This is a genomic window from Paenarthrobacter sp. NPDC057981 (assembly GCF_042886835.1).
Lineage (GTDB): Bacteria > Actinomycetota > Actinomycetes > Actinomycetales > Micrococcaceae > Arthrobacter.
The window spans coordinates 21,592-47,552 of the sequence record NZ_JBHVQI010000031.1 but is presented as its reverse complement, the minus strand read 5'-3'; the positions used below and the strand labels follow the sequence as shown (position 1 = coordinate 47,552).

Below are 25,961 nucleotides of genomic sequence, written 5' to 3'. Positions count from 1 at the left end.
CGACGACGGGGGGCGGGGCTGGGTGCCCCGCCCGCCGTCGTGTTTTAACCGGGCCGTCGTGGTTTAACCGGGCCGTCGTGGTTTGACGGCGCTGTGGTGGCGCGAAGGCTTCCGCGGGTTAACCGGCCGGGTCTCCCGGTGCCGTGGCTCGGGGGCTTTCGTTACGAGGCTGAGGACACGGCGTGTCGGGCTGTTTCAGGACCCCGGCGGCTGATTGGCTGGAGGCAGCCCGGCTGGAACGCGCGGCCGGATGAACACGCCACCAAACAAAACAATGTGAGGAGCGGAGCACCATGAAGCTCCTGTTGGTCAGGCACGGACAAACCCCCGGCAACGTGGCAGGCGAGCTGGACACGGCCTTTCCCGGCCCAGGGTTGACTGCGCTCGGGGAACGCCAGGCGGCCGCTCTGCCGGAAGCGCTGGCAGATGAAACCATCGATGCCCTGTACACCTCCACCCTCCTCCGCACCCAGCGCACCGTGGTTCCGCTGGCGAAAGCCACAGGCCTGCATCCGACGGTTCTGGCCGGCGTCCACGAGATCGAGGCCGGAAGCCTGGAGAAGAAGACAGATCACGAGTCGCACCTGCGCTATATGAGCACGGTGTTCGCCTGGACGGACGGTGACTTGGACGTTCGCATGCCCGGAGCGTTCAACGGACACGACTTCTTTGCCCGGTTCGACGCATCGGTGGAGGAAGTGGTCGCTGCCGGACATCAGACAGCAGTGATCGTCAGTCACGGTGCGGCGATACGTTGCTGGGCCGGGCGCAGAGCAACTGACATCGACACCGTGTTCGCGCAAACGCACCAGTTGCCCAACACCGGAATTGTGGCTTTGGAAGGCGATCCGGAAAACGGCTGGAAGGTACTGCACTGGGACCAGATCCCTGTCGGAGGCCTGGCTTTGGCGGACCAAACCGCGGAGGACCCGACAGGCGAGGCCCTCTAGAGACGTTGCGGGGCCCGCTGTGCGCCCCAAAGGCTCCGGAAAGCGCGCAGAGCGGGCCTCACAACGCAAGGAACGGGCCCGCATTTCTCCGGACGCTTACGCGAAGGAAACACCACGGTAACCCCGCCTCCCTAGGGTTAAGACGCATAGACACCTCCCAGAAACCGGCGAATCGAGGCGCAAATGCAGACCAACCCCCGGCTCAATATCCGGCAGGTCACGTGGGCCAACCCCGTGGGCGCCGACCTCCGGGCCGCGCAGCAGGCAGAACTGGATACGCGCTTCGGAAGCACTGACCATGAGCCCGGGCCGCCGCCGTCGGAAGCTGACACCGCAGTATTTGTGGTGGCGTACGAAAAATGCTCGGGCCAGCCACTCGGCTGTGGCGGGCTGAGGATGCTCGATGAAAAGACGGCAGAGATCAAGCGCTTGTATGTGGTGCCGTATGCCCGTGGATCGGGAGTCGCGAGCTCGATCCTGGCTGCGCTTGAAGCCCAGGCGCATTCACACGGGTTCAGCGTGATCGCGGCAGAGGCGGGTTCGGCCCAGTCGGACGGCCGCAGCTTCTATGAGAGCGCGGGCTTTGCTGCGGTGCCCAACTTTGGTCCTTACGTCGGCGTCGAGGAATCGTATTGCTATTCGAAGCGACTCGATTCACACAGCGCGGCACACACTGCCATGGCCTAGGAGGGATCTCCGGCGCAACATCCAGCAGGGGGTTGCGCCGGTTCGATAATCTCGGATTATGGAAAAAGCAGACATCACCTTCCGCACGCGCAAATGGGTGCGGCCCGAGGACCTCAACGCCAATGGCACGCTCTTCGGCGGCAGCCTGCTGAAGTGGATCGATGAGGAGGCCGCGATCTACGCCATCCTCCAATTGGGCAACGGCCGCGCGGTCACCAAGTACATCTCCGAAATCAACTTTGTCAGCTCGGCCGTCCAGGGTGACCTCATTGAGATGGGATTGACCGCGAAGCGATTCGGCCGGACGTCCCTGACGATGCGTGCCGAGGTCCGGAACATGATCACCCGGCAGGCCATCCTGACCATTGACGAGATCGTGTTCGTCAACCTCGGCACCGACGGGCGTCCGCAGCCCCACGGTTACACCGAAATCACGTATGACCGCGACCGGATCCCCACTCATCACTTGACCGAAACGCTCGACGAGGACTGAACCACCCGCCGTCGTAAACGTCCGGGAAATACACGTTAAAACGGGTGCTGGCGGCCGCGAATACGCGGCCGCCAGCTTGTATTTCCGGCGACGGGAGTGAGTGCCGCCGGAACCTAGGGGGCGCTGGACTGAACCAGGGTCAGCGCCGGTCGAACACCAAGCCGCCGGGGACCTGGAACGTCGGCATGAGTTCGAGCATTCCGACATTGACGTGCCGCGGGGTTTCGATCGCGTAGTCCAGGGCGTTGACGATGTCGTCGGTGGTGAGCGATTCGTAGCCTTCGTAATACGTCTTCCAGGCTTCTTCCATGGCCTCCGGCGTGCCGCCGAGGTTGCGGCCAAAGATTTCGGTCTCCACGCGGCCAGGGCAGATCTCCGTGACACGGATCCGCTTGCCGACTGTGTCGTTGCGGAGCTGGCGGGAAATCTGGTGCACGGCAGCCTTGGTGGCGTGGTAGACCGTGTGGCCGTAGAAGTTGTACACACCAGCAATCGAGCTGATGTTGATGACGTGGCCAAGGTCGCGCTCCACCATCCCGGGAAGGACCAGCCGGGTGAGCTGGAGGAGCCCGCGGAGGTTCACGTCCACCAGCTCGTCAATGTCGGCTTCCGATGAATCCAGGATGTTGCCCGGGCGGGAAACACCGGCACAGTTCACCAGGACGTCCACCTTCAGTTCACTGACGACGGCGGCCAGCGCGGCGGTGTCGGTCAGGTCCACCACGTGCGGGACTGCTCCGGTACGGTCGGCAAGTTCAGCGAGGCGTTCCTCGTTGCGGGCTACTGCGTGGACGGTGAGGCCGCGCTTTGCCAGGCGCTCCGCGATGGCTGCACCCATTCCGGTGGAAGCTCCGGTGACGAGGGCGGTGGTGTAGTCGGAAAAAGACATTGGGTCCTCCAAAGGCGGGGAAGGGGCGGGCGCCATCAGTAAGACGGCACCCGCCGGTGGTAAGAACTTAGGCGTCGCGGAGCGGTTCGTGGGCACGGTCCTTGACGGTACTCACTGCGATGAGCGTGCCGAGGGCTGTGATGACTGCGTAGAACGCCGGCATGTAGATGTTGTTGGTGCTGCTGATCAGCCAGGTCATGAGCAGCGGGGCGGTACCGCCGAACAGGGCCGAGGAGATGTTGTAGCCCAGGCCGTAGGCCGAGTAACGGACGCGGGTGGGGAAGAGCTCGACGATCAAAATGTGGATCACCGCGGTGTGTCCGGCGAAGACGATGGCCATGATGCTGGCGCCGAGGATGGCCAAGCCCATCTCACCGGTGGCGATGAGGGCGTAGGAAGGAATTCCAAGAACAGCCATGGCGATGGCGGAACCGGCGATGACCTTCTTTCGGCCAATTCGATCAGACAGGGCGCCCATGAAGGGGATGGCGATGCAGATGACAACCAGGCTGCAGGCCGTGACAAGCAGCGCCTCGCCGATGGTGAAGTTGAGTTGCTTGCCCTTGAGGAACGTGGGCATGTACGAGAACAGGACGTAGTAGCCCGAGCCGTTCATCAGCGGGATGAAGAGGGCCAGCAGCATGGCGCGGCGGTGTTCCTTGGACTGGAAGGCTTCCTTGAGCGGGTTCTTGGAGAGGCCGCCCTCTTCTTTCAGCTTTTCGAAGTTGGGAGTATCGCTGATGGCTTTGCGGATGTACCAGCCGATAATGCCCATGGGGATGGCGACCAGGAACGGGATGCGCCAAGCGAACGAACCGAAGCCGCCGCCGTCGATCGCTGCCTGGGTCAGCCACGGCGACATGGAATAGGCCACCAAAGTACCGGTCAGCAGCGCCGCGAACGAGGCGATCTGTGCATAGGAGGTGATGATGCCGCGCTTGCCTTCGGGAGCGTGCTCAGCGAGGAACGTCATGGCACCGGCAGCTTCACCGCCGACGGAGAAGCCCTGCAAGAGCCGCAGGAGGACCAGGAGAATGGGGGCGGCAACGCCAATTGCGGCGTACGGGGGCAGCAGACCGATACCGGCCGTGGCAACGCTGATCAGCAGGATCACAAAGACCAGTAGTTTTTGCCTGCCAATCCGGTCACCGAGATAGCCGCAGACCACGGCACCCAGCGGGCGGACGAAGAACGAGACCGCATACCCTGCGAACACGAAAAGCAGGGCGTTGTCCGGGTTTCCGGGGGCCAGGAAGACGAGTGCCAGCGTTCCCGCCATGAAGGCGAAAATGCCGTTGTCGTACAGTTCCACGAAGATGCCCACACAACCCGCGGTGACAACCTTGCGGGTTTGGCGGCCCGTGAGCCGCTCATGCTGCGTTGGCGCAGCGTTGGTGCTTGCGGTCATGACTTTTCCTTACTGGGATGAGCGTAGCAACGCCTACGAGGTATTACGACAGGTTCCTTAGCTGCATGCCGCAACTGGCAGGTCCTGCCACTGGGGACGGCATCCGATGCCAAGGAGTCCGAAGACGGTGTTGACGGATTCGCGGAGGGTTTCAAGCTGGGTCCGCGAGCGCCGGTGGGCGGCAGTTGCTTCTGCCACTGTGGTTTTCCGAAAACGGACTTTGTCCCCTGGCCGCGCTTGGGCCAGGACATCCAGTCCGGTGCTGGTAACCACTGCGAGAACGGGATACCCGGCGGTGACGCCGCGTCCCCGGTGCAGTACCAGCAGCTCTTCCCTTGATGGGACCTCGACGGCGCCCACTGGCACGCCGCGGGAAAGCACCTCACCGCTGGAGGTTCTTTCCGGTAGTTCCCCACCGAGCCGCAGGCCGATGTGGTTGCTGCGTCCGCTGACGGTGTACTCGGAAGTGAAGAGCAGATCACCGGAGGCGCCGAACTCGGCAACGTCCGGCCCGTCGGTCACATCGACCGACAAGTCTGAGCCCATGCTTGGCCGTTCGAGGCCAAGCCGGAAAAGGGGAAGGTCGAAGTACGGCTGGCGTACGGGACCGATGCTGCGCCGGGTGGCCAGCGCGGTGCCTTCCCTCAGCTGAAGCCCGAAGCCCACAACGGTATCCGGGGCAGCGCTGCCAAGGAGCGTCTCTGCCTCGAGGGAACCATGGACGGCCAGGTAGGCACGAAGGCCGCGGTTGATTCCACGGATGGAAACCGACTCGCCTGCGCGAACCGAGACGGGCTCCCACTGGCTGCAGGGGCGTCCACCCACTGTCAGGGTAAGTGGCGCACCCGTCACGGCGATCAGGAGGTCGGTGTTGGCTTTCATGCGGAAATCGAGCGCCGTGATCTCCACCAGGGGATCGTTGTCCAGGTTTCCAGCCAGGATGTTCGCTGCCCTTGCAGAGTATTGATCGAGGGCGCCGTTGACGGGGAGGCCGAAGCGTGGGCCACGGGTCCTGCCGAGGTCCGTGACCACGGAGTTGCCAGGCTGCTGAACCAGGATCCCGGCGCTCACGGCTGCGGCTCCAGGTTTTCCAAGGCCAGTGGCTCCAGATCCCGGCCGGCGTAGGCATTGAAGTCCTCGGCGCTGATCTGCCTGAACCTGAGGATGTCGCCTGGCTTGTAAGGGACCAAGGGTTCACGCCGGATGTTCAGAACGGACAGGGGCGTCTGGCCAATGACGCACCAGCCGCCGGGGGCGGTCGCGGGTGCGATCACTGCCTGCCGGCCGGCAACTGACACCGCACCTGCAGGAACGCTGAGGCGCGGATCCTTCAGCCGTGGTACGGGCTTGGGGAAGGCAGGTCCGTCCATCATGGGTGAGCCCGCGGGCGCGCCAAGGCAGCGCACGGTGTAGGTCTTTTCGCTATGGAGGCGGATGACCTCCTCGACGGAGATTCCCTGGTGCTCTGCGACGCGTTCCAGGTCCGGGCCGTACCCGCCTCCGTAGACGACGGGAACGTCGAACTCACGAGGTGCCTTGAGTGATTCGTCGGCGTGGGCAAGTTCCAGGAGTCCGAGTTTGACGAAGGCGCGCACCTGGCGGGCCGATACCAGGACTGGATCGAACTCCACCAGGACGGAGTCGTAGGTTGGCACGGCACCGTGAAGACCTTCGGCGCCGCAGCCTTCGAGCCAATCAGCCAGGCGGTGGACCGTCAGCCAATTGTCTTCGCTGGCCTCGGAAATGGCCACCACACGCAGTGCTGAGTCACCGGATTCGTAGACCTCGGTGGGGGCCGTTGATAGCACGGACATATCAGGCCGCCTTCTTCTTTGCGTCCATGACCTGGGCAAGGGGGGCGACACGCACACCGGCGGAGGTAAGTTCCGTTCGGATCCGACGGGCCAGTTCAACAGCCCCCGGGTTGTCTCCGTGCAGAAGGAGGGTGTCGACGTCGATATCCATATCCACGCCGTTGGCACAGCGGAGCTTGCCGTCGACGACCATGCGGAGGGTACGGTCGATGATTTCCGCGGGATCGTGCAGAACCGCGCCGGGCTGGCTGCGGGGAACCAGCGTGCCATCTTCCTGGTAGGCGCGGTCCACTATCCCCACGATCGCTACGTCCAGCCCTGCCTCCCGCGAGGCCGAAGCCAGTTCGCCGTCCTGGGCCACGACAATCAGCTCACGATCCACTCGGGCCGCCGCTTCGGCTACTGCCCGTGCGTAGTCGGGGCGGACAGCCACGAGGTTGCCAAGCCTGCCATGGGGTGCAAGGTGCGTGACCCTGGTGCCGTGGAATCCGGCAAAGCCATTCAGTGCGCCCAGCTGGTACAGGACATCGTTCTGGACTTCGCCTGCGGAAAGACCCATGTCCCGGCGGCCGAATCCACGCAGATCCGGGAAGCTGGGGTGGGCCCCAATGCCTACTCCGCGACGAACGCATTCACCCACAGTAGCCGCCATGATGTCCGGGTCACCGGCATGGAACCCGCAGGCGATATTTGCGCTTGTGACGATCTCCAGGAGTTCGGAATCGTCGCCAATGGTGTAGGCGCCAAATCCCTCTCCAAGATCCGCTACAAGATCAATAATCGGGTTCACGTGGTTCTCTTTCCGTGGATTATGCAGGGGAATTGAATTCCGGGTAAATGGCGGACGCTTGGTGATTCCAAAGCGTTGCCTGAAGTTCTTTCCAAAAGTCTCGCACCGTTCGTCCATGCGGCACAAAGACCTATTAGCTATCCCGTAATAGCTCTCCGTTATGACCTGCGCCACCCTGTACTGTGGCAGGGGTCCCATCCACCGCGCGACTAGAATTTTCCTACGCACGCCACCCGGGGACGTGGCTCTCCAGGAAGGCAGAAGCATGGACACTCGAAAGCTCGCATACTTCGTCCAGATCGTCGATTCGGGAAGCATCACCAAAGCTGCCGCGGCACTCCACGTCGCCCAACCGGCCCTGAGCCAGCAGGTTTCCGCGCTTGAAAACGACCTCAAGCAAAGGCTCCTCATCCGCAGCAAGCAAGGCGTTGAACCCACCGCCGCCGGGCATACGTTGTACCGGCACGCGCAGTCGATTCTTCGATTGGTGGAGCAGGCACGGCAGGACGTTGCGACGTCCGGCGCTGCGCCATCCGGGAGGGTGTCCATCGCAATCGCGCCCTACAGCATGGCCTCCAGCCTCACACCCCAGATCATCAGGGAAGTCGGCCGCCGTTACCCGGACATCGTGGTCCACCTGACCGAGATTTTTGGCGGTGTCCTCAGCGAGGCAATCAAGAACGGGCGCTTGGACATGGCCCTGATCTACGAGCCCGGAAAAATCCGCGGGGTGCAGTTCACCACCATGATCGTGGAGGACCTGCACTTGGTGGTCCACCCGGACCTCGATGTGAACCACGGCAAGGACACGGTCACCCTTGCCGAAGCGAGCACCGTGGGCCTCTTCCTGCCCGAGAAGAACCACACGCTGCGCCAGATAATCGAAAAGGGCCTCGCGGACCAGGACCTTCCACTCAAACTGGTGGGCGAGGTGGAATCCGTGCCGTCTTTGACCAGGCTCATCCGCGCCAACCTCGGCGGCACAGTGCTGCCCAAGTCGGCCGCGGACGCCCTCTTCCCGGACCAGGACTTCAAGGTGCTGCGGATCGTTGAGCCCGGGCTGCAGAGCAAGATCGCCCTCTGCACCCCGGACCACGAGCCCTTGTCCGAGGCAGCCTCGGCCGTGCTCCTGGTGGTCAAGGAAATGCTGCACCAACAGCTGATCTCAAAGTACGGAACGGACCCTGTGCAGCTGCCGGCGCATCCATAACAAAGTCTTATCCGGACAGACAGCATTGGTCTTATTCAAAGCCGTTTTACTTTCCTAATATCGAATTAAGAAGAAATTCGAAATACAGCCCACGGAACACCGCGGGCCTGTTCAAAGGATAGAACGGTGAAAAAGATCAGCACTTCCGGATGGGTCTCGAATCCAACCCGCGGAACGGTCAGCGCACGTACCGGCTTTCACTGCCCCCGAAACGGTTTTTGGCGGCCGGTCGGCGGCATCGGTGAACCACTGTTCGTGTTTGAAGGAAGCCTGATGCCGGCACACTCCGGGAACAGCATCGAGTGGCACCTGGTGGACACCCGCCCCGGACACTCCGGCCTGGACTGACCTGCACCCCTCCTACGGCGAGGGGACCACGCAACCCGGGTCTCCGCCGTCGTACCTCCAACCAAGCCGCAGCACCCCAAGGCGCCCTGCCCTCGTAGCAACCGCACGAGGCAAGGCGCTTTTTTGTACCCGGAGCCACGCCAAAAGGCCGGCCGCACGTCTTTCCCAGACGGACGGCCGGCCCTTAGCTAAGGGACTAGTCCTCCACAAGCAGGCCCTTCTCCTTCAGCTTCTCGGTGAGGCCGCAGAGCTCGATGGTGTTGCCGCCGTCGTGGTAGAGCTTGATGAGTTCGCGCTCGTGGTCGTCGCGGGCCTGGGACAAGGCGATGACCTCTTCGGCCTCCTCGCGGCGCACCACTACGACGCCGTCAGCGTCGCCGCGGAGGATGTCGCCCGGGTAGATGATTTCGTCGCCGAAAACGATCGGGTGGTTGATCGGGCCGAGCGTTTCCTTGACCGTGCCCTTGATGCTGACGCTGCCGGAGAAAACGGGCAGGCCGAGTTCGATCAGGTCCTGGGTGTCGCGGACGCCGGAGTCGGTGACCATGGCGGCGATCCCCTTGGCCTTCATGGCGTTGCCCAGGACGTCGCCGAACGTGCCGGCCTCGGCCATTTCCTGCGCACCGACCAGGACGACGTCGCCTGCCTGTGCGTAATGGATGGCGACCTGGAGCATGAGGTTGTCCTGCGGGGCACAGGCCACGGTTACGGCGGGTCCGCAGAAGGACATGGAGCGGTCGATGGGCTTGATCCTGGAGCTCAGCGCACCCCGACGGCCCTGGGCCTCGTGGATGGTGGCGGAGGAAAAGGCAGCGAGGCGTGCGACGACGTCGGCGTCCGGGCGCTCGAACTTGGTCTTGACGTGGATCATTTCTGGTTCCTTCTGTGAGGGCTTAGGAGAGGGCGTTGACGGCATCGCGAATGGAATCCACACCCGCGTTGATGGTCTCCAGCGAGGTTGCGAAGGAGATCCGGAAATAGGGGCCCAGGCCGTAGGCCGAACCCTGGATGACAGCGACGCGCGCTGCGTCCAGCAGGTAAAGCGTGAAGTCTTGGTCGTTATTGATGACGCGGCCGTCGGGAGCGGTCTTGCCAATGACGCCGGCGCAGTTCACGTAGGCGTAGAACGCGCCTTCCGCCGGAGCCACCGACAGTCCGGCGATGGAGTTCAGGCCCTCGACGGCGGCATCCCGGCGCTTGCGGTAGACCTCGACGCTGTCGCGGACGAAAGACTGGTCCCCGTTCAGCGCGGCGGCTGCTGCTGCCTGGCTGATCGACGACGGGCAGGAGGAGGTCTGCGACTGCAGCTTGTTCATCGCCGCGATCAGCGGGGCCGGACCTACTCCGTAGCCCAGGCGCCAACCCGTCATGGCGTACGCCTTGGATACTCCGTTGACCAGAAGGATCCGGTCCTTGAGCGCCGGAGCTGCCGTGACCAGGCTGGTGACGCGGCCTTCGCCGAAGTACACCTCGTCATAGATCTCGTCGGTGAGGACGAAGACGTGGGGGTGCTCTTCAAGCACTGACCCGAGCGCCTGCAGCTCCTCGCGGGAGTAGACAGCACCTGTGGGGTTGGACGGAGCGTTGAGGATCAGCCACTTGGTTTTGGAGGTGATGGCTTGCTTGAGAGCCTCGGGCGTGAGCTTGAAGCCGGTTTCCTCGCCGCACGGGACGATCACCGGAGTGCCATCGTTGGCCAGGACCATGTCCGGGTACGACACCCAGTACGGCGCCGGGACAATCACTTCGTCGCCTTCATTGAGCGATGCCATTAGCGCCACGTAGAGGACCTGCTTGGCACCGCCACCGATGGTCAGCTGCGCGGCTCCATAAACGTGGCCGGTGTCGCGCTCGATCTTGTTGAGGATCGCGGCCTGCAGCTCGGGGGTGCCCGTGACCGAGGTGTATTTGGTCTCGCCTGCGTTGATCGCCTCAATCGCAGCGGCCTTGATGTGGTCCGGGGTGTCGAAGTCCGGCTCTCCGACGGTGAGGTCGATGATCCGGACGCCTTCAGCTTTCAGTTCGCGGACGCGGGCGGCCGCGGCGACGCTGGCTGAGGCTTTGATGCGGGTAACCCTCGACGCCGGCAGGAACTCGGACATGTCTCCTCCAGGAATGTGGAACTCAGGACGCGCGGATTCGCGGATCCCTTTGTTCGAGACTAAGGAGGCCGGGGGTGCTCTGGATAAGACCTAATGTGCGTGGATTCATAAGGAAGTCCTATGACCTGGGGCCAGCTCATCATGAATGGGCCCTGCCAGAACACTTTTTGAGGATCATCCATGCGCTTTGCTTATGGGTTCACCGGGTATTGGTATTTCCATGCGCAGGTGAACGATGCCTAGATTCGAGTGAACAGCAGCGCCCATCCGAACCGAAAGGGAGTCAATGCAAACCCGGTCATCCACTGGACGGTACGCGTACCGGGCCAACTCCCCCGCCCGTCCAGCCACAAACCCGGACGGAAAGCACGCCAAGCTGATCCACGCGTTGGGCGTTCATCGCCAGCTCCTCACCCATGCAGCCAGCTCCATCAGGACCTTGACCGCGGCAAGGAACGACCTGATCGCCCAGGCCGTGGAAGACGGGCTCACGCTGGCCACCATCTCAGCTGTCACCGGCGAAAACCTTCGCGCAGTCCGAACCATCGCTTTGGCTTATGACGATCTCCACCTGAGCGGGCTCCCACGGCAGGCACAGTTGGAGGCGTTGAAGGCCAAAAGCGATGAGCTGAAAGCTGCGGAAGAGCATCGCGGGCGGATCACCGAACGCCGGGAAGCCCTTATCGGCATGGCGCTGCGGGCACAGGTCTGCGATGACTTGGAGCTCGCATCCCTGACCGGCCTCACCCCGGAACACATCCGCCATGCGAGCCGCAGCCACCGTTGAACCCATGCTCAGCGCACGGTAGAACGGGTATATGAGCAACGACGTGAACGCCTGGATGGACAACTACGAACGTGCGTGGACCTCGAACCAACCCGAGGACATTCGGGCCTTATTCACCGAGGACGCCGTCTACAATACCCGGCCGGACGATCCCGAAGCATGGCACGGGCACGAGGAGATCGTGAAGGAATGGTCCGGCGACTCGTCCGACAAGCCCGAGGACTGGACCTTCGAGTGGACGCTCCTGGGCCGGGATGGAGACACCGCGTTCGTGCAGGGTTTGACGACGTACCTCAACGGTCAGCCCACATATGACAACCTCTGGGTCATCCGCTTCGCCGAGGACGGCCGGGCCCGCGAATTCACGGAGTGGTACATGGCCCGGAAGGACACACCCAACTAGGGGACAGATAACGTCTCTCCCAGCGCCGGGTGCGACGTTATCTGTCCCCTAGTTGGGTGAGCCGGCGACGACGACTTCCTGCGCCTGGCGTCGGAGGGGAGCCAGATCTTCGGCGCTGAGGGCAGCGTCGGTGACGATCGCAGCCGGCACCTCGATACCGCAGATCCTCACGAACCCCACGCGATTCATCTTGCTGGAGTCGACGGCGGTAATCACCCTGTCCGCGACCCCCACCGCGGCTTTCTTCACGGCAGCGTCGTCGGCGTTCCACTCCGTGAAGCCTTGTTCCAAGGAAACACCGCTTGCAGTCATGACGTAAGCGTCGAAGTGGTGTCCCCGCAGGTAGTCGATGGTGTCTGCGCCGCTCAGGCTCAGTTCGGCGGGACGTACCGAACCGCCGGGCATGATGAGGTTTACCGACGTGGACCGTGCGAAGGCCCAGGCAATCCTGAGCGACAACGGGCACACGGTCACTTCTCGGTCGACGAGCGCCTCGGCTACAGCCAGGCCTGTTGACCCGCCGTCGAGGATGATGGTGTCACCGTCGTCAATCAACGCGGCAACCTGAAGACCAATAAGCCGCTTCTGATCAGCGTTGATCTTCTCCCGCACAGGAAATGGCGGCTCGTAGCTGCTGCCAAACGCGAGCTTTGCTCCACCATGGAAGCGCTGCAGCACGCCATCGTTTTCCAGCATTTCCAGGTCGCGCCGGATGGTCATCTCCGTGACGCCCAAGCGAAGGCCCAGTTCACTCACGGTTGCCTTGCCGGTCTCCTGCAGGATCTCAAGCACGCCTTGGTGCCGGCGTTGCTTTGCGCTGGTCATCTCTTGTTGCCCCTCTCAGGCCACGATCACTCAAGCCTCATTCAAACACTTTCCGGACACCATTGACAATCGGATTAACACAAAATATTGTCGTTCGAACATCAATAATGTTTGAATCGGTCGGCAAGGCTATCGCAGCCAGGACCGCACAAAGGAAGTTGAACCATGACTGAAGTGACTCCGTTCGAGTTCGATATCGCGGAGCAGCCCGCCGCCCTCCGCAGGCTTGCAGAGGCGGAGATCCCGCCGTTGGACACCCTGGCTGCCAGGAAATGGGACCGGATCATCCTGACCGGCATGGGCTCCTCCGACTACGTGGCCATCCCCACCTGGCGCACCCTGACAGCACTGGGACTCCCGGCGCAGCTGATCGACTCCGGCCAGCTCCTGGACAACCCGGGAGCAATCACCCCGAACACCCTCCTGATCGCCACGTCCCAGTCCGGGGCGAGCGGCGAAACCGTGGAACTCCTGAACCGCCGTGCCGCCGGGGAGATCGCACAAGCCACCCTGGTGGGCATCGCCGATCCGGAAGACAGCCCACTCGCCCTGGCAGCCGATATCTTCCTTCCCCTGCACAGCGGCCGCGAAGCCACCGTCAGCACCAAGAGCTACCTCAACTCCATGGCAGTCCACCGGCTCGTGGCCGCCGCGTTCGCCGGAGAACCGCCCGCTGCAGTACTTGCCGAGATCGCCGCCACGGCAGACACCGTGGAAAACCTCATCGAGGCCACGGACGTGAAGGACGCCGCGACCTCAACAGCCCGCCACCCACAACGCCGGCTGGTCTACGTAGGCCGCGGCGACGAATCCGCCACGTCCCTTTTCTCCGCGCTCATCACCAAGGAGTCGTCCAAAGTACCTGCCGAAGGCTTCATCGGCGGCCAGTTCCGCCACGGACCCTTCGAGCTCGCCGGCGACGGCCTCACCGCAGTGCTCTACGGCATGCGCCAGGAAACCCCCGATGAAAGCCTGCGGAGGCTCGCGGCGGACCTCGTCGCCACCGGCTCGCAGGTTGTCCTGGTGGGCGACGACCGGATCGACGGCGCCCTCACCGTCCCGGCCAACGGCACCTCCCCGCTCGGCAACCTCGCCGCCAGCACGGTTGTGGCCGAACACCTCGCCGTGAACCTGGCCCGGGCCAACGGAGTGGTCCCCGGCGAATTCCGCTACGGCAGCAAGATCACGACGGCCATCTGATGAGCGACCCAGCAACCCCGGAGACCGTCCGGATCGGCGTCGACCTGGGCGGCACAGGCACCCGGTTCGTCGCCGTTGCCGCCAATGGCGACGTCCTGTCCCAACTGGCCGTCCCCACGCCGGAAGGCTTCACGGACGAATCACCCAGCAGCTTCCTTTACCGCCGCATCCGGACCGTAGCCGGCGAGCGCACCATCAGCAGCATCGGCATCGGGGCCAGCGGACCCGTAGACCCGGAAGGCATCATCCGGAACCCGGACACCTTGCCCGCGTTTACCAACGCTCCGTTGGTGCCCGACCTCGCCGAAGCGTTCGGTGTACCGGTCGCCATAGATAACGACGCCGTCTGTGGAGCAATTGCCGAGCAGCGGGTTGGTGCCGCCCAAGGATCGCCGAGCCTCCTTCACATCACCTTGGGGACGGGCATCGGCTCGTGCTTGCTGTTGGATGGCAAGCCGCTTCGCGGCGCCGACGGCATGCATCCGGAAGGCGGGCATATCGCCGTCGGGCGTGAAACCGGGCCCTGCTACTGCGGGCGGCGGGCGTGCTGGGAGCAGGTGGCATCGCGCCAAACGCTGCAGAAGACAGCGGCGACGCTGCTCGCGCTGAAGCCGACCGACAGGACGGCATTGACGGAGCTCGCGTCCCGCGCGGAAGCCGGGGACGAGCGGGCGTTGGCCGTGTTCGAGGACTACGGGACCGCCGTCGCCGATGGGCTTGGCACACTGCTCGCCGTTTACCGTCCACACAGCGTGGTGCTGGGCGGCAGCGCTGCCGAACACTACGAACTGTTCGCTGCCAGCCTCGAACAGTCATTGAAAGCACTCGGAGTCTGGATCCATTTCGGTGAGCTCTCCAAGACAGCCATCGACGACTTCGGCGGGGCCATCGGTGCCGCCTACCTCGAAACACCCACCGCCTAAGCGGTAAAACCCATTCGCATCACGTAGTTCAAAGGAGAGCAGTATGTTGACCAGTCAAGAAGACGTGCTGCCGCCGTCGGAGAACAAAGCCTCCGACGCCGGCTTACAGCGAGGTTCCATCGGCCTCGGCGGCACCTTGATGCAGTCGATCGCACAGATTTCGCCGACCCTCGGCGTCTTCTACACCATCGCCTTCACCACGGGGCAAGCCGGAGCCTCGGCGCCGCTGACGTACCTTTCGGCGTTCCTGGTGTGCCTGGTGATCGCCGTCCCCATGCTGGGACTCGCCAGGCACCTCCCGTCGGCAGGTGGTTTCTACACGTACGTTTCCGCGGGGATTGGCCCGAAGGCCGGGTTCATGACCGGTTGGTTGTACGCCATCATGGTCACCATCGTCCCCGCGGCGCTGGCTGCCTTCACCGGTGCGGTCCTCGCGGACGAACTCGGGCCGAAATACGGCATCGGGATTCCATGGTGGGCCTACGCCGCAGCGATCCTGGTGGTCTGCTTCGCCTGCGCCTACCGGGGCATTGTCATCTCCATCAAATTCCTGGTGGTCATGACGATCTTCGAAATGGCTGTTGGTCTTGGTCTCGCCGTCACGGGCATGTTCCAGCCCGGTCCCGGTGGAGTGAACTTCGATGGCTTCAATCCCGCCAACGTCCAGAACCCGTCCGGCTTCTTCCTCGCCGTGGTCCTCTCGATCTTCGCGTTCACCGGATTTGAGAGCGCCGCTGCCGTAGGCGACGAGTCCAAGGACCCCAAGCGGATTGTCCCGAAGGCCATCTTCGGCTCGCTCCTGCTGATCGGCGCGTTCTACGTTGTCACGGCATGGGGCCTGCAGATCGGTTGGGGTACTTCGGACATCGAAGCGCTCGCTGCGTCCCCCACGGCTCCCGCTTTCGTCCTCGCTGACCGGCTCTGGAACGGCGCCTCGATCCTGGTACTCATTGCCCTGGTGAACTCCGGCCTTGGGGTGTGCGTCGCGTGCACGACCAGCGCCACCCGCACCATCTATGGCATCGCCCGGACTGGCGCGCTTCCCGAATTCCTGGCCCGGACCCAGCCCAAGCACCGCACGCCCATCACGGCCGTGTACGTTCAATCGGCTGTTGCCCTGGGGATCTGCCTGGCGGTGGGGATTCCGATCGGGCCGTACAACCTCTTCAACGTCCTGGGGACCACGGGCACGTTCGTCTACATTCCGATCTTCATCCTCATGAACATCGCCGCCTTCATGTTCTTCCGCCGAAAGCACCCCTCGGAGTTCAACATCCTGGCCCACGTCGTGGCACCCATCATCTCCACGGCTGCGCTGCTGACCATCGCCTATTTCAGCCTCGTCCCCCTCCCGGCCTTCCCTGTCCTCTTCGCACCCTTCCTGGCGCTTACCTACATGGCGCTCGGCGCGCTGGTCCTCGTGGTCCGCAACCTCCGCCCGGGTAAGCGCGACTGGATGACCCGGGCCGGTGAGCTTCCCGACGTCGACTGACGTACCGGCGTCGTGCCCCAACCCTTCCGAACCACAACGCAAGTAAACGCACTCAACAAATTCAGGACAAGATGAACACCATGGAACACCTTCCATCCTTTGCCGATACGGTCGTGATCGGCGCGGGCACCGGCGGTGCCGCATTCGCCGGCACCCTGGCCGCGCACAGCGACGAAACGGTCCTGCTGCTTGAAGCCGGCCCGGATTACGGCCCCCATTCGCAAGGCCAGTGGCCCGCTGACATGCTGGACGCCCGGTCCATCCCGCTCTCCCACGACTACGACCTCCACTCCCGCCGTTCCTCCGGGGAGGGAACGCTGGACCTGCCCCGCGCCCGGATCCTGGGCGGCTGTTCGGCCCACAACGGCTGCACCGCTTCCGTTGGTGCGCGATTCGAGTACGACGAATGGGCCGCCGCCGGGAATCCCGGCTGGGCAGCGTCCGACGTCGAACCCCTCCTTGACTGGGTCCGTGACCGTTTCCGGGTCCGCACCTACACGATGGAGGAACTGACGCCGCCGCAGCGTGCCTTCGTCAACGCCGGTGTGGCCGCGGGCTTGCCGTTCGCGGACGATCTGGACGATATCGAAGCGGCCGAGGGCATCGGTCCGATGCCGGTCAACGTTGTGGACGGCACGCGCTGGAACAGTGCTTTCGCGTTCCTCGATCCCGTTCGCGACCGCCCCAACCTGACGATTGCCGCCGGCGTGGAGGTCCAGCGGCTGGACATCGTGGACGGCGTGGCCCGTGGACTGTTCGTCCTCCATGGCGGCGAGGAGCGGTACATCAAGGCCGGGCGCGTGGTGGTCTCCGCCGGCGCCTACCACTCCCCCGCACTGTTGCTGCGTTCCGGTGTTGGTCCCGCTGATGAACTGACTGCGCTGGGCATCCCCGTCCAGGCTGATGTGCCCGGCGTCGGCAAGCACCTGTTGGACCACGCGTGTGTGCAGCTCGACTTCGCCGGCCAGCCCGGGCTTGTGGAGGAATTGTCGAAGCTGCCGTGGAACCCCGACGAGCAGACCGTTGGCCGTGCCAAGTCCAGTGTCTGTGACGACGGTCCGTACGACATCCACGTTTTCATGGTGGCCGGTGCCAACAGTGGCCACCCCGGGTTGCCGCCGATCACGCTCTACGGTGGCGCCATGCGGGCCCGCTCCGAAGGTTCCGTGACCCTCAACGCCGATCTCGACGTCGTCAACCCCGTCATCGACCACCGCTACGGCACCGACCCCGAAGGCTACGACCGGACCGTCCTTTCCGAAGCCCTGGAGCTCATGGAGTCGATGGTCAGCCAGCCTGAACTCGCGGCAGTCCTGGGCTCACGCGTGCCGGGGGCAAAGGCTCCGCTGGAGGACATCGTGAACTACTGCCACCCGGCAGGCAGCTGCAAGATGGGGCCGGCGTCTGACGCGCTGGCTGTGGTGGGCGCTGACGGCGGCGTCCACGGGGTGTCCGGGCTGTACGTTGCCGACGCTTCGATCATGCCGAGCATTACCCGCGGCAACATCAACCTGCCCACCGCCATGATCGGCGCGCGGATCGCTGCCGGGCTGCTTGGCGTGGAACCCGGTGCTGTGACGGCAGCCTCCGCGGTGTAGGCCAGCTGGGTCGCAGTTGTGCGCGCATGAGGGCTCAAAACGCGCACAACTGCGACCTGCTTTCGTCAGCGGGGGCTGATCAGCACATTGTCGTGGATCTTCGTCAGGCCCTTGAACTCCGGCCGTGAGGTGTCGGCGCCGTCGTTGACAAACGTCGACTCTGAACCGTCCACACTGGTGACAGTAACGATCCGTCCGCTCATCCCGACCGCCGCACAACCGGTCACCCATCGTTCCGGCAAGCCAGCGGGCACCACGATCAAGCAGGCTGTCCCTGCAGTGGTACTCCTGGCCGCGAAGTACTTTACGTCGTCGTAGTTGGCCAGCAACCGGGCACTCCCGGGTTCAACCTGCACGTCGACGCCGCTGAGGCTCACGGAATCCGGAAGCGTATCTTCCGCCGTCGCCTCACGGTCCAGGACCTTCGGGCCTGTGGGCTGCGGAGTACAGGCAACCAGGGCCCCGAGCAACGCGACCACAACCAACACACGGCTCTTCATAGCTCTGCCCCCTCAGGCTGTAGATCCATTGAGCCTATCGGAGGATCAGTAGCTCTCCCGCTCCGCCTTCTCCGACACCGGGATGAACTTCTCCGCGAAGGCCTCCGAAGCCCGCGCCAGCACCACCACGTCCGCACCCACCAGCGCAAAGGCCGCACCGGCGTCGAGATACGCCCGGGCAATCTCCTCGTTGAAGGCGTTGACGCCAGCGGGCTTGCCGGCGGCGCTCGCGGCAGCGAGGCAATGCTCGACGACGGCGCGCACCAAGGGATTCTCGTGCTGTCCCAGCAGGCCCATGGAGGCGGCAAGGTCGGCCGGGCCGAGGAAGATGCCGTCGACGCCGTCGACGGCAAGGATCTCCTCGACAGCTGCGGCTGCCGCTTCGGATTCCACTTGGACGGTGACGCTCACGGTGTCGTCGGCCCGGGCCAGGTAGTCGGGGATACGGTTCCAGCGCGAGGCACGTGCCAAGGCCGAGCCGACACCGCGGACACCGTGGGGCGGATACCGGACAGCTGCTACCGCTGCTTCGGCCTCCAACGCCGAATTGACCATGGGCACCAGCAGGTTCTGCACGCCGAGGTCCAGATACTGCTTGATGACCAAAGGATCGTTGACCGGCGGCCGGACCATGATCTGCACCGGGTAGCCGCTGACGCTGTGGAGTTGGCCCAGGATCGACTCGATGCCGTTGGGACTGTGCTCGGCGTCGATCAGCAGCCAGTCCAGCCCCGAGCCCGCGCAGATCTCCGCGACCAACGGACTCCCGGAGCACACCCACATGCCCACCAGCGGTCTTTCCTCGGCCTCCAGCACTGAATAGAACGTGGGATGTGGCACTGGACGGATCGACATCGCTCAGCTCCCAAAGTCCGAAACCCGCTTGGTGATACCACTGTTGTACCCCTTTGCAGGCCGGCAAAACAGACCGTAACGCAGCGCTTAGTAGCTCTGTTTCACAGCATCATCCACGGGCCGGACGAACTCCGACGCCAGCGCTTCCGAGGCCCTGGCGAGCACGGCGACATCCGCACCGACCAGCACGAAGGAGGCACCGGCGTCGAGATACGCGCGGGCGGTTTCCGGGTTGAAGGCGTTGACACCGGCTGGCTTGCCTGCCGCCGTGGCGGCCTGGATGCAGCGTTCGACGGCGGCCCTCACCTCGGGATGTTCCTGCTGTCCCAGCAGGCCCATCGAGGCGGCGAGGTCCGAGGGGCCGAGGAAGATGCCGTCCACGCCGTCGACGGCCAGGATCTCCTCGACGGCGTCGACTGCGGCGGTGGATTCGATCTGGACGGTGACGCTGACGGTTCCACCCGCCGTCGCAAGGTAGTCCGGGACACGATTCCAGCGCGATGCGCGGGCCAACGCGGAGCCGACCCCGCGCACCCCGTGCGGCGGGTAGCGAACGGCCGCAGCGGCGGCGGCTGCCTCGGCCTCAGAGTTGACCATCGGAATCAGCAGGTTCTGCACCCCGAGGTCCAGGTACTGCTTGATGACGACGGTGTCGTTGACCGGGGGCCGGACCATGACCTGGACGGGGTAGCCGTGCATGGCCTGGAGTTGGGCGAGGATCGATTCGAGTCCGTTGGGACTGTGTTCGGCGTCGATTAATACCCAGTCCAGCCCGGAACCCGCGCAGATCTCCGCCACGAGCGGGCTGCCGGAGCACACCCACATGCCGGCCATGGGCCTTCCTGCTGCAGCGAGGGCCGGATAGAAGGCAGGGCCTAGTTGAAGTGGCACGTCACAACTCCCAATGGTCCGTAGTCGGCGTGCACGGTATCGCCCTTGTAGACCCACAGGGGCCGGGTGAAGGAGCCGGCCAGGATGATGTCGCCGGCCTTCATCGAATCCCCGTGCGCGGCGATCTTGTTGGCCAGCCAGTGGACGCCGTTGGCCGGGTGGTCCAGGACCCCTGCGGCGACTCCGGTTTCCTCCACGGTCTGGTTCTTGTACAGGATCGCCGAGACCCAGCGGAGGTCGACGGCGTCCGGCTTGACGGGCCGTCCGCCCACCACCATGGCACCCATCGCGGCGTTGTCCGAGATGGTATCCACGATGGTCCGGCCCTCCATTTCGATCCTGGAGTCCAGGATCTCGAGGGCCGGAACCACGTAGTCGGTGGCGTTGAGGACGTCGAAGATCGTACAGCCGGGGCCCTTCAGCCCCTCCTTCAGCACGAAGGCCAGCTCCACCTCCACCCGGGGGTGCGTGTACTGGTCCCAGTCCACCGAACACCCGGTTTCCAGGACCATATCGTCGAAAATCGCGCCATAGTCCGGCTCCGTGATGCCCGTGGCGGCCTGCATGGCTTTGGACGTGAGGCCGATCTTCCGCCCCACCAACGTGCGTCCGGCTTCCTCGTTGCGCTGGCGCCACAACTGCTGCACGGCGTAGGAGTCCTCCACCGTCATGCCCGGGTAGCGGGCGGTCAGGCGCGGCACCGGCTTGCGGTTCCGGTGGGCTTCGAGGAGCTCGTCGGCAATGGCTTCGATCGTCTTCGCGTCCAGCATGGCTTAGACCTGCGCTCCCAGCTTGAAGCCCTCGGCCACGGCGCCTTCGGGGCGGGTGTAGGAGAAGCCGTCGGCACCGACGGTGACGGCCATTTCGGACTTGTCTTCACGCTCGATCACCGGCTGGGGGTTGCCGTCGAGGTCCAGGACCAAGGAGGCCTCGGTGTACCAGGACGGGACGACGGGGTTGCCCCACCAGTCGCGGCGCTGGTTGTCGTGGACGTCCCAGGTGACGGTGGGGTTGTCGGGGTCGCCGGTGTAGTAGTCCTGGGTGTAGATCTCCACGCGGTGGCCGTCGGGGTCAAGGATGTAGAGGTAGAACGCGTTGGAGACGCCGTGGCGTCCGGGGCCGCGTTCGATGCGGTCGCTGATGCGCAGGGCACCCATCTTGTCGCAGATCTGGATGATGTTGTGCTTCTCGTGGGTGGAGAACGCGATGTGGTGCAGGCGCGGGCCGTTGCCGCCGGTCAGGGCAGTGTCGTGCACAGTCTGCTTGCGGTGCATCCACGCGGCGTACGTGACGCCGTCGGAATCCTTGATGTCTTCGGAGACGCGGAAGCCGAGGTCCTCGAGGTACTTGCGGCCGCGCGGGACGTCCGGGGTGACCTGGTTGAAGTGGTCCAGGCGGACCAGCTCGCCGGCGGAGTAGAGGTCGTAGCGCTGGGTGAGGCGTTCGACGTGTTCGACGTCGTAGAAGAACTCGTAGGGGAAGCCCAGCGGGTCCTCGACGCGGACGGAATCGCCGACGCCCTTGGTGAAGCCTTCCTTGCGGCGCTCCACCCGGCAACCGAGTTCGCGGTAGTAGGCCTCTGCGGCGTCGACCTCGGCCGGGGACTTCACCCGGTACGCGAAGGCAGCGGCGGCGGCAACCGGGCCTTTGCGCAGCACCAGGTTGTGGTGGATGAACTCCTCGAAGGAGCGCAGGTAGATGGTGTTCTCGTCTTCTTCGGTGACGTGCAGGCCGAGGAGGTCCACGTAGAACGCGCGGGACTTCTCCAAGTCGGTGACCACGAGTTCCAGGTAAGCGCAGCGGACGATGTCCGGAGCCGGAACGCTCGGTGTCGGGATGGGGCCGGTGAAAAGGTTGCTCATGATGGTCTCTCTTCGTTGAAAGCTGGGGGTTAGGCGCCGAATTTGGGGGTGTGGACGGATCCGAGGGTGATGTGCACGGCCTGCTGGTCGGTGTAGAAGTCGATCGAGCGGTAACCGCCCTCGTGGCCCAGGCCGGAAGCCTTGACGCCGCCGAAAGGGGTGCGGAGGTCGCGGACGTTGTGGCTGTTGAGCCACACCATGCCGGCCTCGACGTTCTGCGAGAAGTTGTGGGCCCGGGTCAGGTTCTGGGTCCAGATGTAGGCCGCCAGGCCGTACTTGGTGTTGTTCGCCAAGGCGAGGGCTTCGTCGTCGTTCTCGAACGGGGTGATGGCCACGACGGGACCGAAGATTTCCTCCTGGAAGATCCGCGCGTCAGGTTCGACGTCGGCAAACACCGTGGGTGCGATGTAGTTGCCTTCGGGCAGGTGGTCGGGTCGGCCGCCGCCGGCGAGCAGCCGACCTTCGGACTTGCCGATCTCCACGTAGGAAGCGACCTTGGCGTAGTGCTCGGGGTGGACCAGCGCACCAACCTGGGTCTTGGGGTCGTGGGGATCGCCCACCACGATGTTCTTGGCCCGGGCGGCGTACTTTTCGCAGAATTCGTCGTAGATGGCGCGCTCAACGAGGATGCGGGAACCGGCCGTGCAGCGTTCGCCATTGAGCGAGAACACTCCGAACAGGGCCGAATCCACAGCGGCGTCCAAGTCGGCGTCGGCGAACACGACGCACGGGGACTTGCCGCCGAGTTCCATGGACAGCCCCTTGAGGTTGGCGGCTGCGTTGCGGAAGATCGTCTGGCCCGTGGTGGTCTCGCCCGTGAAGGAGATCAGCGGGACATCCGGGTGCTTCACCAGGGCATCGCCGGCTTCTTCGCCCAAGCCGTTGACCAGGTTGAACACGCCATCGGGCAGGCCGGCGTCCTTGAAGATCGTGGCCCACAGCGATGCGGAGAGCGGGGTGAACTCGGCAGGCTTGAGGACCACGGTGTTGCCGGTGGCCAGGGCCGGGGCCAGCTTCCAGGACTCGAGCATGAACGGGGTGTTCCACGGGGTGATGAGGCCCGCGACGCCGATCGGCTTGCGGTTTACGTAGTTGATCTGCGAGCCCGGCACCTTCATGGCGTCGTCGAACTGGGCGACGATCAGGTCGGCGAAGAAGCGGAAGTTCTCGGCAGCCCGCAACGCCTGGCCCTTGGCCTGGGTGATAGGCAGGCCGGTATCGAAGGTTTCGAGTTCGGCGAGGCGCGCTTCCTGCGCCTCAACGGCGTCGGCGATCTTGTTCAGCACGCGGGCACGCTCGCGCGGCTTCATCTTCGGCCAAGGGCCGTTGACGAACGCTTCGCGGGCCGCAGCCACGGCGAGGTCGATGTCTTCCTTCTGCCCGGCGGCTGCGGTGGCGTAGTTCTGGTTGGAGACCGGGTCCAGGACGTCGAAGGTCTTCCCGGATACGGAGTCAACGAACTCGCCGTTGATGTAGTGCTGGATGTGCGTGGGCAGATCCTCGGGGACGTAATGCTTGGTGGTTTCTACGGAGGTCGTCATCGTTGTCTTCCTTTTCATCCAACGCGGGGTCACTTATGGCCCCTTCGGAGTGGTTTTATGGGCCATAAGTGACCCCGCGTTGCTTTAAGTGGTGGTTGCGAGATAGGCGTCGAGTGTGGCGGCGCGGTGTTGGCGGGCTGCTTTTTCGATGGTGTCGGCGTCGGCCCCGGACTCGATGAGCTGGAGCAGGGCCTCGTGTTCGCGGACGGATTCCTGGGCCCTGCCGGGCACGAAGCGGAACGTGGACGAGCGCAGCGACGCCAGCCGGTTCCAGCCCCGGTGCACGAGGTCCAGGATGTGGGGATTGGGGCAGTGTTCAAAGAGGACGCTGTGGAAGTCCTGGTTCAAGGCAGTGAAACGCACGGGATCGAAGTGCTCCAGGCACTCCCGCATCTCGGCGTTGACCGCACGCGCACGTTCTATGGCAACGGCATCAACCAGCGGCGCCGACAACGCCGTCGCCGCACCTTCCACGATGCTCAGGGTCTGCATCGTATAGAGGTACTCGGTGGGGTCGATCCCGGAAACCGTGGCTCCGACGTTGCGTTCGAACTTCACCAGCCCTTCCGCTTCCAGGCGGCGGATCGCTTCCCGGACGGGAACCACGCTGAAGCCAAGGTCCTCGGCGATCTTGGCGAGCACCAGCCGGTAACCCGGCGTATAGGTGCCCTCGACGATCCGCGCTTTCACGGCGTCATAGGCCTGCTGGGACTTGCTTTGGGCGACGCTCCCGACGGCGGTTTCAGTCACCGTAGGCTCCTTCCGTGGCTTCCCAGGCCTTATAGCGGGCCTGCCATTCAGCGTTCATCGGGTACAGCCCATCGACGCTGTGGCCTTCCTGGACCATCTGGAAGATGAACATCTCTTCCTTCTCCTGGGCGATGCAGTCGTCCACGAGTTCCTCCGCGATCGCCGGCGGGATGACCAGGATGCCGTCGGAGTCGGCCACGATGATGTCGCCAGGCTGCACGGTGGCGCCGCCACAGGCGATGGTGATGTCGGTGTCCCACGGAATGTGCCGTCGCCCGAGCACTGCGGGGTGCGGGTTGGCAAAGTAGGTGGGCATCTCCAGATCGGCCACGGTGGAGTAGTCGCGGACGCCGCCGTCGGTGATGATCGCCGCGGCACCACGGACCTGGGCGCGCAGGGCCAGGATGTCACCCACCGTGCCCGTTCCCTTCTCGCCGCGGGCTTCCATGACCAGGATTTCGCCCTCGTTCACCGAGTCAATGGCTCGTTTCTGGGCGTTGAACCCGCCGCCGTGGGTCTTGAAGAGGTCCTCACGGTTGGGCACGTAGCGCAGGGTCCGGGCCAGGCCCACCACCTTGCGGTCCGGGCGGGTGGCCTGCAGGCCGTCGATACTGACGTTGTTCAGCCCGCGCTTACGGAGCTGGGAGGACAAAGTTGCCGTGGCGACGGATTCGAACTTGGCCTTCAGCTCAGGGGACAGACCAGCCGACGCCGGCGCCAGTCCCGCGGCTTCGCGGGAACCATAGGCCTCTTCGCGCTGAGTGTCATCGGTCTTGGGTTGGGCACCAAAGTCCGCGAACGGCGTCGTACCTTCCGTCACTTTGGTTGTGAGGCGGCCGGTGCTGAAATCACCGCCGGTGACTTCAATTTCGACGACGTCCCCCGGCTTGGCTACAGACGCGCCGGCCGGGGTGCCGGTGAGGATGATGTCGCCCTCTTCCAAGGTCAGGAGTTGGGACAAGTCGGCGACGAGCTGCGCGAAGGGGAAGAGCAGGTCTTCGGTGGTGTCGTCCTGGACCAGGTCACCGTTGTGCCAGGCGCGGATCCGCAGCTGCGCCGGGTCGACGGCGTCGGCAGGGATCAAGACCGGACCCACGGGAGTGAAGCCGTCGCCGCCTTTGGACCGGACGTTTGAGCCCTTGTCGGCGTAGCGGAGGTCGTAAACCCCGAGATCGTTGGAAGCTGTCACCCACTGGACGTGGCTCCACGCATCTTCCAGGCCAATGCGGCGGGCGGCCTTGCCGATGACCAGCGCGATCTCGCCCTCATAACCGAGCAACTCGCAGCCGGCCGGACGTTCAACCGTGCCCGGAGCCTCAGCCGAACCCAGCGCAAGGGAGGACGACGGCTTCAGGAAGTACGAGGGCTGGGCGGGAGTCCGCCCACGCTGCGCGGCGCGGCTGGGGTAGTTGATGTGGACGGCAATCACCTTGCGCGTCCGGTCCAGTACATCCTGGCCAAGCTCCTGCGGTCGGAACTCCACTGTCACGAGCCGCTCCCTCCTGAATAGACTCCGATATCTGATCGTCCAGCTATCGAGTACGAAATCGTATACGAAAACTATGACCCGGAAAGTGGCGCCCGTCAACCCCTTCTTCCCGCTCAAAGGGGTTCATCTTGTCAGGGGGCTCCCGTAGGGTACC

At 64.2% G+C, this 25,961-nt stretch carries 27 protein-coding genes; 11 read left to right on the top strand and 16 right to left on the bottom strand.

Features of this window, described 5'->3' with window-relative positions:
- Positions 1 to 293: 293 nt before the first annotated feature.
- The 3 genes from ACFVSI_RS19965 to ACFVSI_RS19955 all read left to right on the top strand — a co-directional run bounded on the left by ACFVSI_RS19965 (position 294) and on the right by ACFVSI_RS19955 (position 2,130).
- Complete coding sequence (locus ACFVSI_RS19965; protein WP_387827577.1) at positions 294 to 950, top strand: histidine phosphatase family protein; 657 nt, start codon at positions 294 to 296, stop codon at positions 948 to 950.
- Between the two features lie 183 nt (positions 951 to 1,133).
- Complete coding sequence (locus tag ACFVSI_RS19960; protein ID WP_262276433.1) at positions 1,134 to 1,637, top strand: GNAT family N-acetyltransferase; 504 nt, start codon at positions 1,134 to 1,136, stop codon at positions 1,635 to 1,637.
- A gap of 58 nt (positions 1,638 to 1,695) precedes the next feature.
- Positions 1,696 to 2,130, top strand: coding sequence for an acyl-CoA thioesterase (locus tag ACFVSI_RS19955; RefSeq protein WP_387827574.1), 435 nt, complete (start codon positions 1,696 to 1,698; stop codon positions 2,128 to 2,130).
- Between the two features lie 139 nt (positions 2,131 to 2,269).
- On the opposite strand, the gene ACFVSI_RS19950 is transcribed toward ACFVSI_RS19955, so the two are convergent.
- From ACFVSI_RS19950 to ACFVSI_RS19930, 5 genes are all read right to left on the bottom strand, one after another.
- Complete coding sequence (locus ACFVSI_RS19950) at positions 2,270 to 3,019, bottom strand: SDR family oxidoreductase (protein ID WP_387827571.1); 750 nt, start codon at positions 3,017 to 3,019, stop codon at positions 2,270 to 2,272.
- Positions 3,020 to 3,086: 67 nt separating this feature from the next.
- Complete coding sequence (locus ACFVSI_RS19945; protein WP_387827568.1) at positions 3,087 to 4,427, bottom strand: MFS transporter; 1,341 nt, start codon at positions 4,425 to 4,427, stop codon at positions 3,087 to 3,089.
- Between the two features lie 57 nt (positions 4,428 to 4,484).
- Positions 4,485 to 5,498 (bottom strand): biotin-dependent carboxyltransferase family protein, encoded by a 1,014-nt coding sequence (locus tag ACFVSI_RS19940; RefSeq protein WP_387827565.1) that lies wholly within the window; start codon positions 5,496 to 5,498, stop codon positions 4,485 to 4,487.
- Entirely contained in the window at positions 5,495 to 6,241 is a 747-nt protein-coding gene (locus tag ACFVSI_RS19935) for an allophanate hydrolase subunit 1 (RefSeq protein ID WP_387827562.1), read from the bottom strand. Before ACFVSI_RS19935 ends, ACFVSI_RS19940 begins: the two co-directional genes overlap by 4 nt.
- A gap of 1 nt (position 6,242) precedes the next feature.
- Positions 6,243 to 7,031, bottom strand: a complete 789-nt coding sequence (locus ACFVSI_RS19930) for a LamB/YcsF family protein (RefSeq protein ID WP_387827560.1) — start codon at positions 7,029 to 7,031, stop codon at positions 6,243 to 6,245.
- Positions 7,032 to 7,296: 265 nt separating this feature from the next.
- On the opposite strand from ACFVSI_RS19930, the gene ACFVSI_RS19925 reads away from it, so the two are divergent.
- Positions 7,297 to 8,241, top strand: coding sequence for a LysR substrate-binding domain-containing protein (locus tag ACFVSI_RS19925; protein WP_387827557.1), 945 nt, complete (start codon positions 7,297 to 7,299; stop codon positions 8,239 to 8,241).
- A gap of 126 nt (positions 8,242 to 8,367) precedes the next feature.
- Positions 8,368 to 8,589 (top strand): hypothetical protein, encoded by a 222-nt coding sequence (locus ACFVSI_RS19920; protein ID WP_144662079.1) that lies wholly within the window; start codon positions 8,368 to 8,370, stop codon positions 8,587 to 8,589.
- A 196-nt stretch (positions 8,590 to 8,785) separates the two neighbouring features.
- On the opposite strand, the gene ACFVSI_RS19915 is transcribed toward ACFVSI_RS19920, so the two are convergent.
- Both ACFVSI_RS19915 and ACFVSI_RS19910 read right to left on the bottom strand, forming a co-directional pair.
- Positions 8,786 to 9,460 (bottom strand): 4-carboxy-4-hydroxy-2-oxoadipate aldolase/oxaloacetate decarboxylase, encoded by a 675-nt coding sequence (locus tag ACFVSI_RS19915; protein ID WP_144662078.1) that lies wholly within the window; start codon positions 9,458 to 9,460, stop codon positions 8,786 to 8,788.
- A gap of 22 nt (positions 9,461 to 9,482) precedes the next feature.
- Positions 9,483 to 10,691, bottom strand: a complete 1,209-nt coding sequence (locus tag ACFVSI_RS19910) for an aspartate transaminase (protein WP_387827548.1) — start codon at positions 10,689 to 10,691, stop codon at positions 9,483 to 9,485.
- Positions 10,692 to 10,977: 286 nt separating this feature from the next.
- Here ACFVSI_RS19910 and ACFVSI_RS19905 point away from each other — a divergent pair, with 286 nt between their 5' ends.
- Both ACFVSI_RS19905 and ACFVSI_RS19900 read left to right on the top strand, forming a co-directional pair.
- Entirely contained in the window at positions 10,978 to 11,478 is a 501-nt protein-coding gene (locus tag ACFVSI_RS19905) for a hypothetical protein (protein WP_387827546.1), read from the top strand.
- A gap of 31 nt (positions 11,479 to 11,509) precedes the next feature.
- Positions 11,510 to 11,881 (top strand): nuclear transport factor 2 family protein, encoded by a 372-nt coding sequence (locus ACFVSI_RS19900; protein ID WP_387827543.1) that lies wholly within the window; start codon positions 11,510 to 11,512, stop codon positions 11,879 to 11,881.
- Positions 11,882 to 11,929: 48 nt separating this feature from the next.
- Here ACFVSI_RS19900 and ACFVSI_RS19895 read toward each other — a convergent pair whose 3' ends face one another.
- Positions 11,930 to 12,706 (bottom strand): DeoR/GlpR family DNA-binding transcription regulator, encoded by a 777-nt coding sequence (locus tag ACFVSI_RS19895; RefSeq protein ID WP_387827540.1) that lies wholly within the window; start codon positions 12,704 to 12,706, stop codon positions 11,930 to 11,932.
- A 165-nt stretch (positions 12,707 to 12,871) separates the two neighbouring features.
- Between ACFVSI_RS19895 and ACFVSI_RS19890 the strand changes: the two genes are divergently transcribed.
- The 4 genes from ACFVSI_RS19890 to ACFVSI_RS19875 all read left to right on the top strand — a co-directional run bounded on the left by ACFVSI_RS19890 (position 12,872) and on the right by ACFVSI_RS19875 (position 17,919).
- On the top strand, positions 12,872 to 13,906 hold the full coding sequence (locus ACFVSI_RS19890; RefSeq protein WP_387827537.1) for an SIS domain-containing protein: 1,035 nt from the start codon (positions 12,872 to 12,874) through the stop codon (positions 13,904 to 13,906).
- On the top strand, positions 13,906 to 14,829 hold the full coding sequence (locus ACFVSI_RS19885; RefSeq protein WP_387827534.1) for an ROK family protein: 924 nt from the start codon (positions 13,906 to 13,908) through the stop codon (positions 14,827 to 14,829). The genes ACFVSI_RS19890 and ACFVSI_RS19885 overlap by 1 nt, the downstream gene beginning before the upstream one ends.
- Before the next feature lie 43 nt (positions 14,830 to 14,872).
- Positions 14,873 to 16,321 (top strand): APC family permease, encoded by a 1,449-nt coding sequence (locus ACFVSI_RS19880; protein WP_387827531.1) that lies wholly within the window; start codon positions 14,873 to 14,875, stop codon positions 16,319 to 16,321.
- Between the two features lie 80 nt (positions 16,322 to 16,401).
- The gene (locus tag ACFVSI_RS19875; RefSeq protein ID WP_387827529.1) at positions 16,402 to 17,919 is read left to right on the top strand and encodes a GMC family oxidoreductase; all 1,518 of its coding nucleotides are present in this window, start codon (positions 16,402 to 16,404) and stop codon (positions 17,917 to 17,919) included.
- Positions 17,920 to 17,984: 65 nt separating this feature from the next.
- Here ACFVSI_RS19875 and ACFVSI_RS19870 read toward each other — a convergent pair whose 3' ends face one another.
- From ACFVSI_RS19870 to ACFVSI_RS19835, 8 genes are all read right to left on the bottom strand, one after another.
- Positions 17,985 to 18,419 (bottom strand): hypothetical protein, encoded by a 435-nt coding sequence (locus ACFVSI_RS19870; RefSeq protein ID WP_387827526.1) that lies wholly within the window; start codon positions 18,417 to 18,419, stop codon positions 17,985 to 17,987.
- Between the two features lie 45 nt (positions 18,420 to 18,464).
- A complete protein-coding gene (locus ACFVSI_RS19865; RefSeq protein WP_387827523.1) occupies positions 18,465 to 19,274 on the bottom strand; it encodes an aldolase/citrate lyase family protein in 810 nt (269 codons plus the stop codon).
- An 87-nt stretch (positions 19,275 to 19,361) separates the two neighbouring features.
- Positions 19,362 to 20,165: an HpcH/HpaI aldolase/citrate lyase family protein gene (locus ACFVSI_RS19860; RefSeq protein WP_387827521.1), complete on the bottom strand. Its 804-nt coding sequence runs from the start codon at positions 20,163 to 20,165 to the stop codon at positions 19,362 to 19,364.
- A complete protein-coding gene (hpaH, locus tag ACFVSI_RS19855; protein WP_306842768.1) occupies positions 20,150 to 20,935 on the bottom strand; it encodes a 2-oxo-hept-4-ene-1,7-dioate hydratase in 786 nt (261 codons plus the stop codon). The genes ACFVSI_RS19860 and hpaH overlap by 16 nt, the downstream gene beginning before the upstream one ends.
- Before the next feature lie 3 nt (positions 20,936 to 20,938).
- A complete protein-coding gene (gene hpaD, locus ACFVSI_RS19850) occupies positions 20,939 to 22,027 on the bottom strand; it encodes a 3,4-dihydroxyphenylacetate 2,3-dioxygenase (RefSeq protein WP_387827517.1) in 1,089 nt (362 codons plus the stop codon).
- Between the two features lie 29 nt (positions 22,028 to 22,056).
- Positions 22,057 to 23,568, bottom strand: coding sequence for a 5-carboxymethyl-2-hydroxymuconate semialdehyde dehydrogenase (gene hpaE, locus ACFVSI_RS19845; protein WP_387827515.1), 1,512 nt, complete (start codon positions 23,566 to 23,568; stop codon positions 22,057 to 22,059).
- A gap of 84 nt (positions 23,569 to 23,652) precedes the next feature.
- Positions 23,653 to 24,318 carry a GntR family transcriptional regulator gene (locus ACFVSI_RS19840; RefSeq protein ID WP_306842770.1) on the bottom strand — a complete coding sequence of 222 codons (666 nt, stop codon included), beginning with the start codon at positions 24,316 to 24,318 and terminating at the stop codon, positions 23,653 to 23,655.
- Positions 24,311 to 25,807, bottom strand: coding sequence for a fumarylacetoacetate hydrolase family protein (locus tag ACFVSI_RS19835; RefSeq protein WP_387827511.1), 1,497 nt, complete (start codon positions 25,805 to 25,807; stop codon positions 24,311 to 24,313). Before ACFVSI_RS19835 ends, ACFVSI_RS19840 begins: the two co-directional genes overlap by 8 nt.
- Between the last annotated feature and the right edge of the window lie 154 nt (positions 25,808 to 25,961).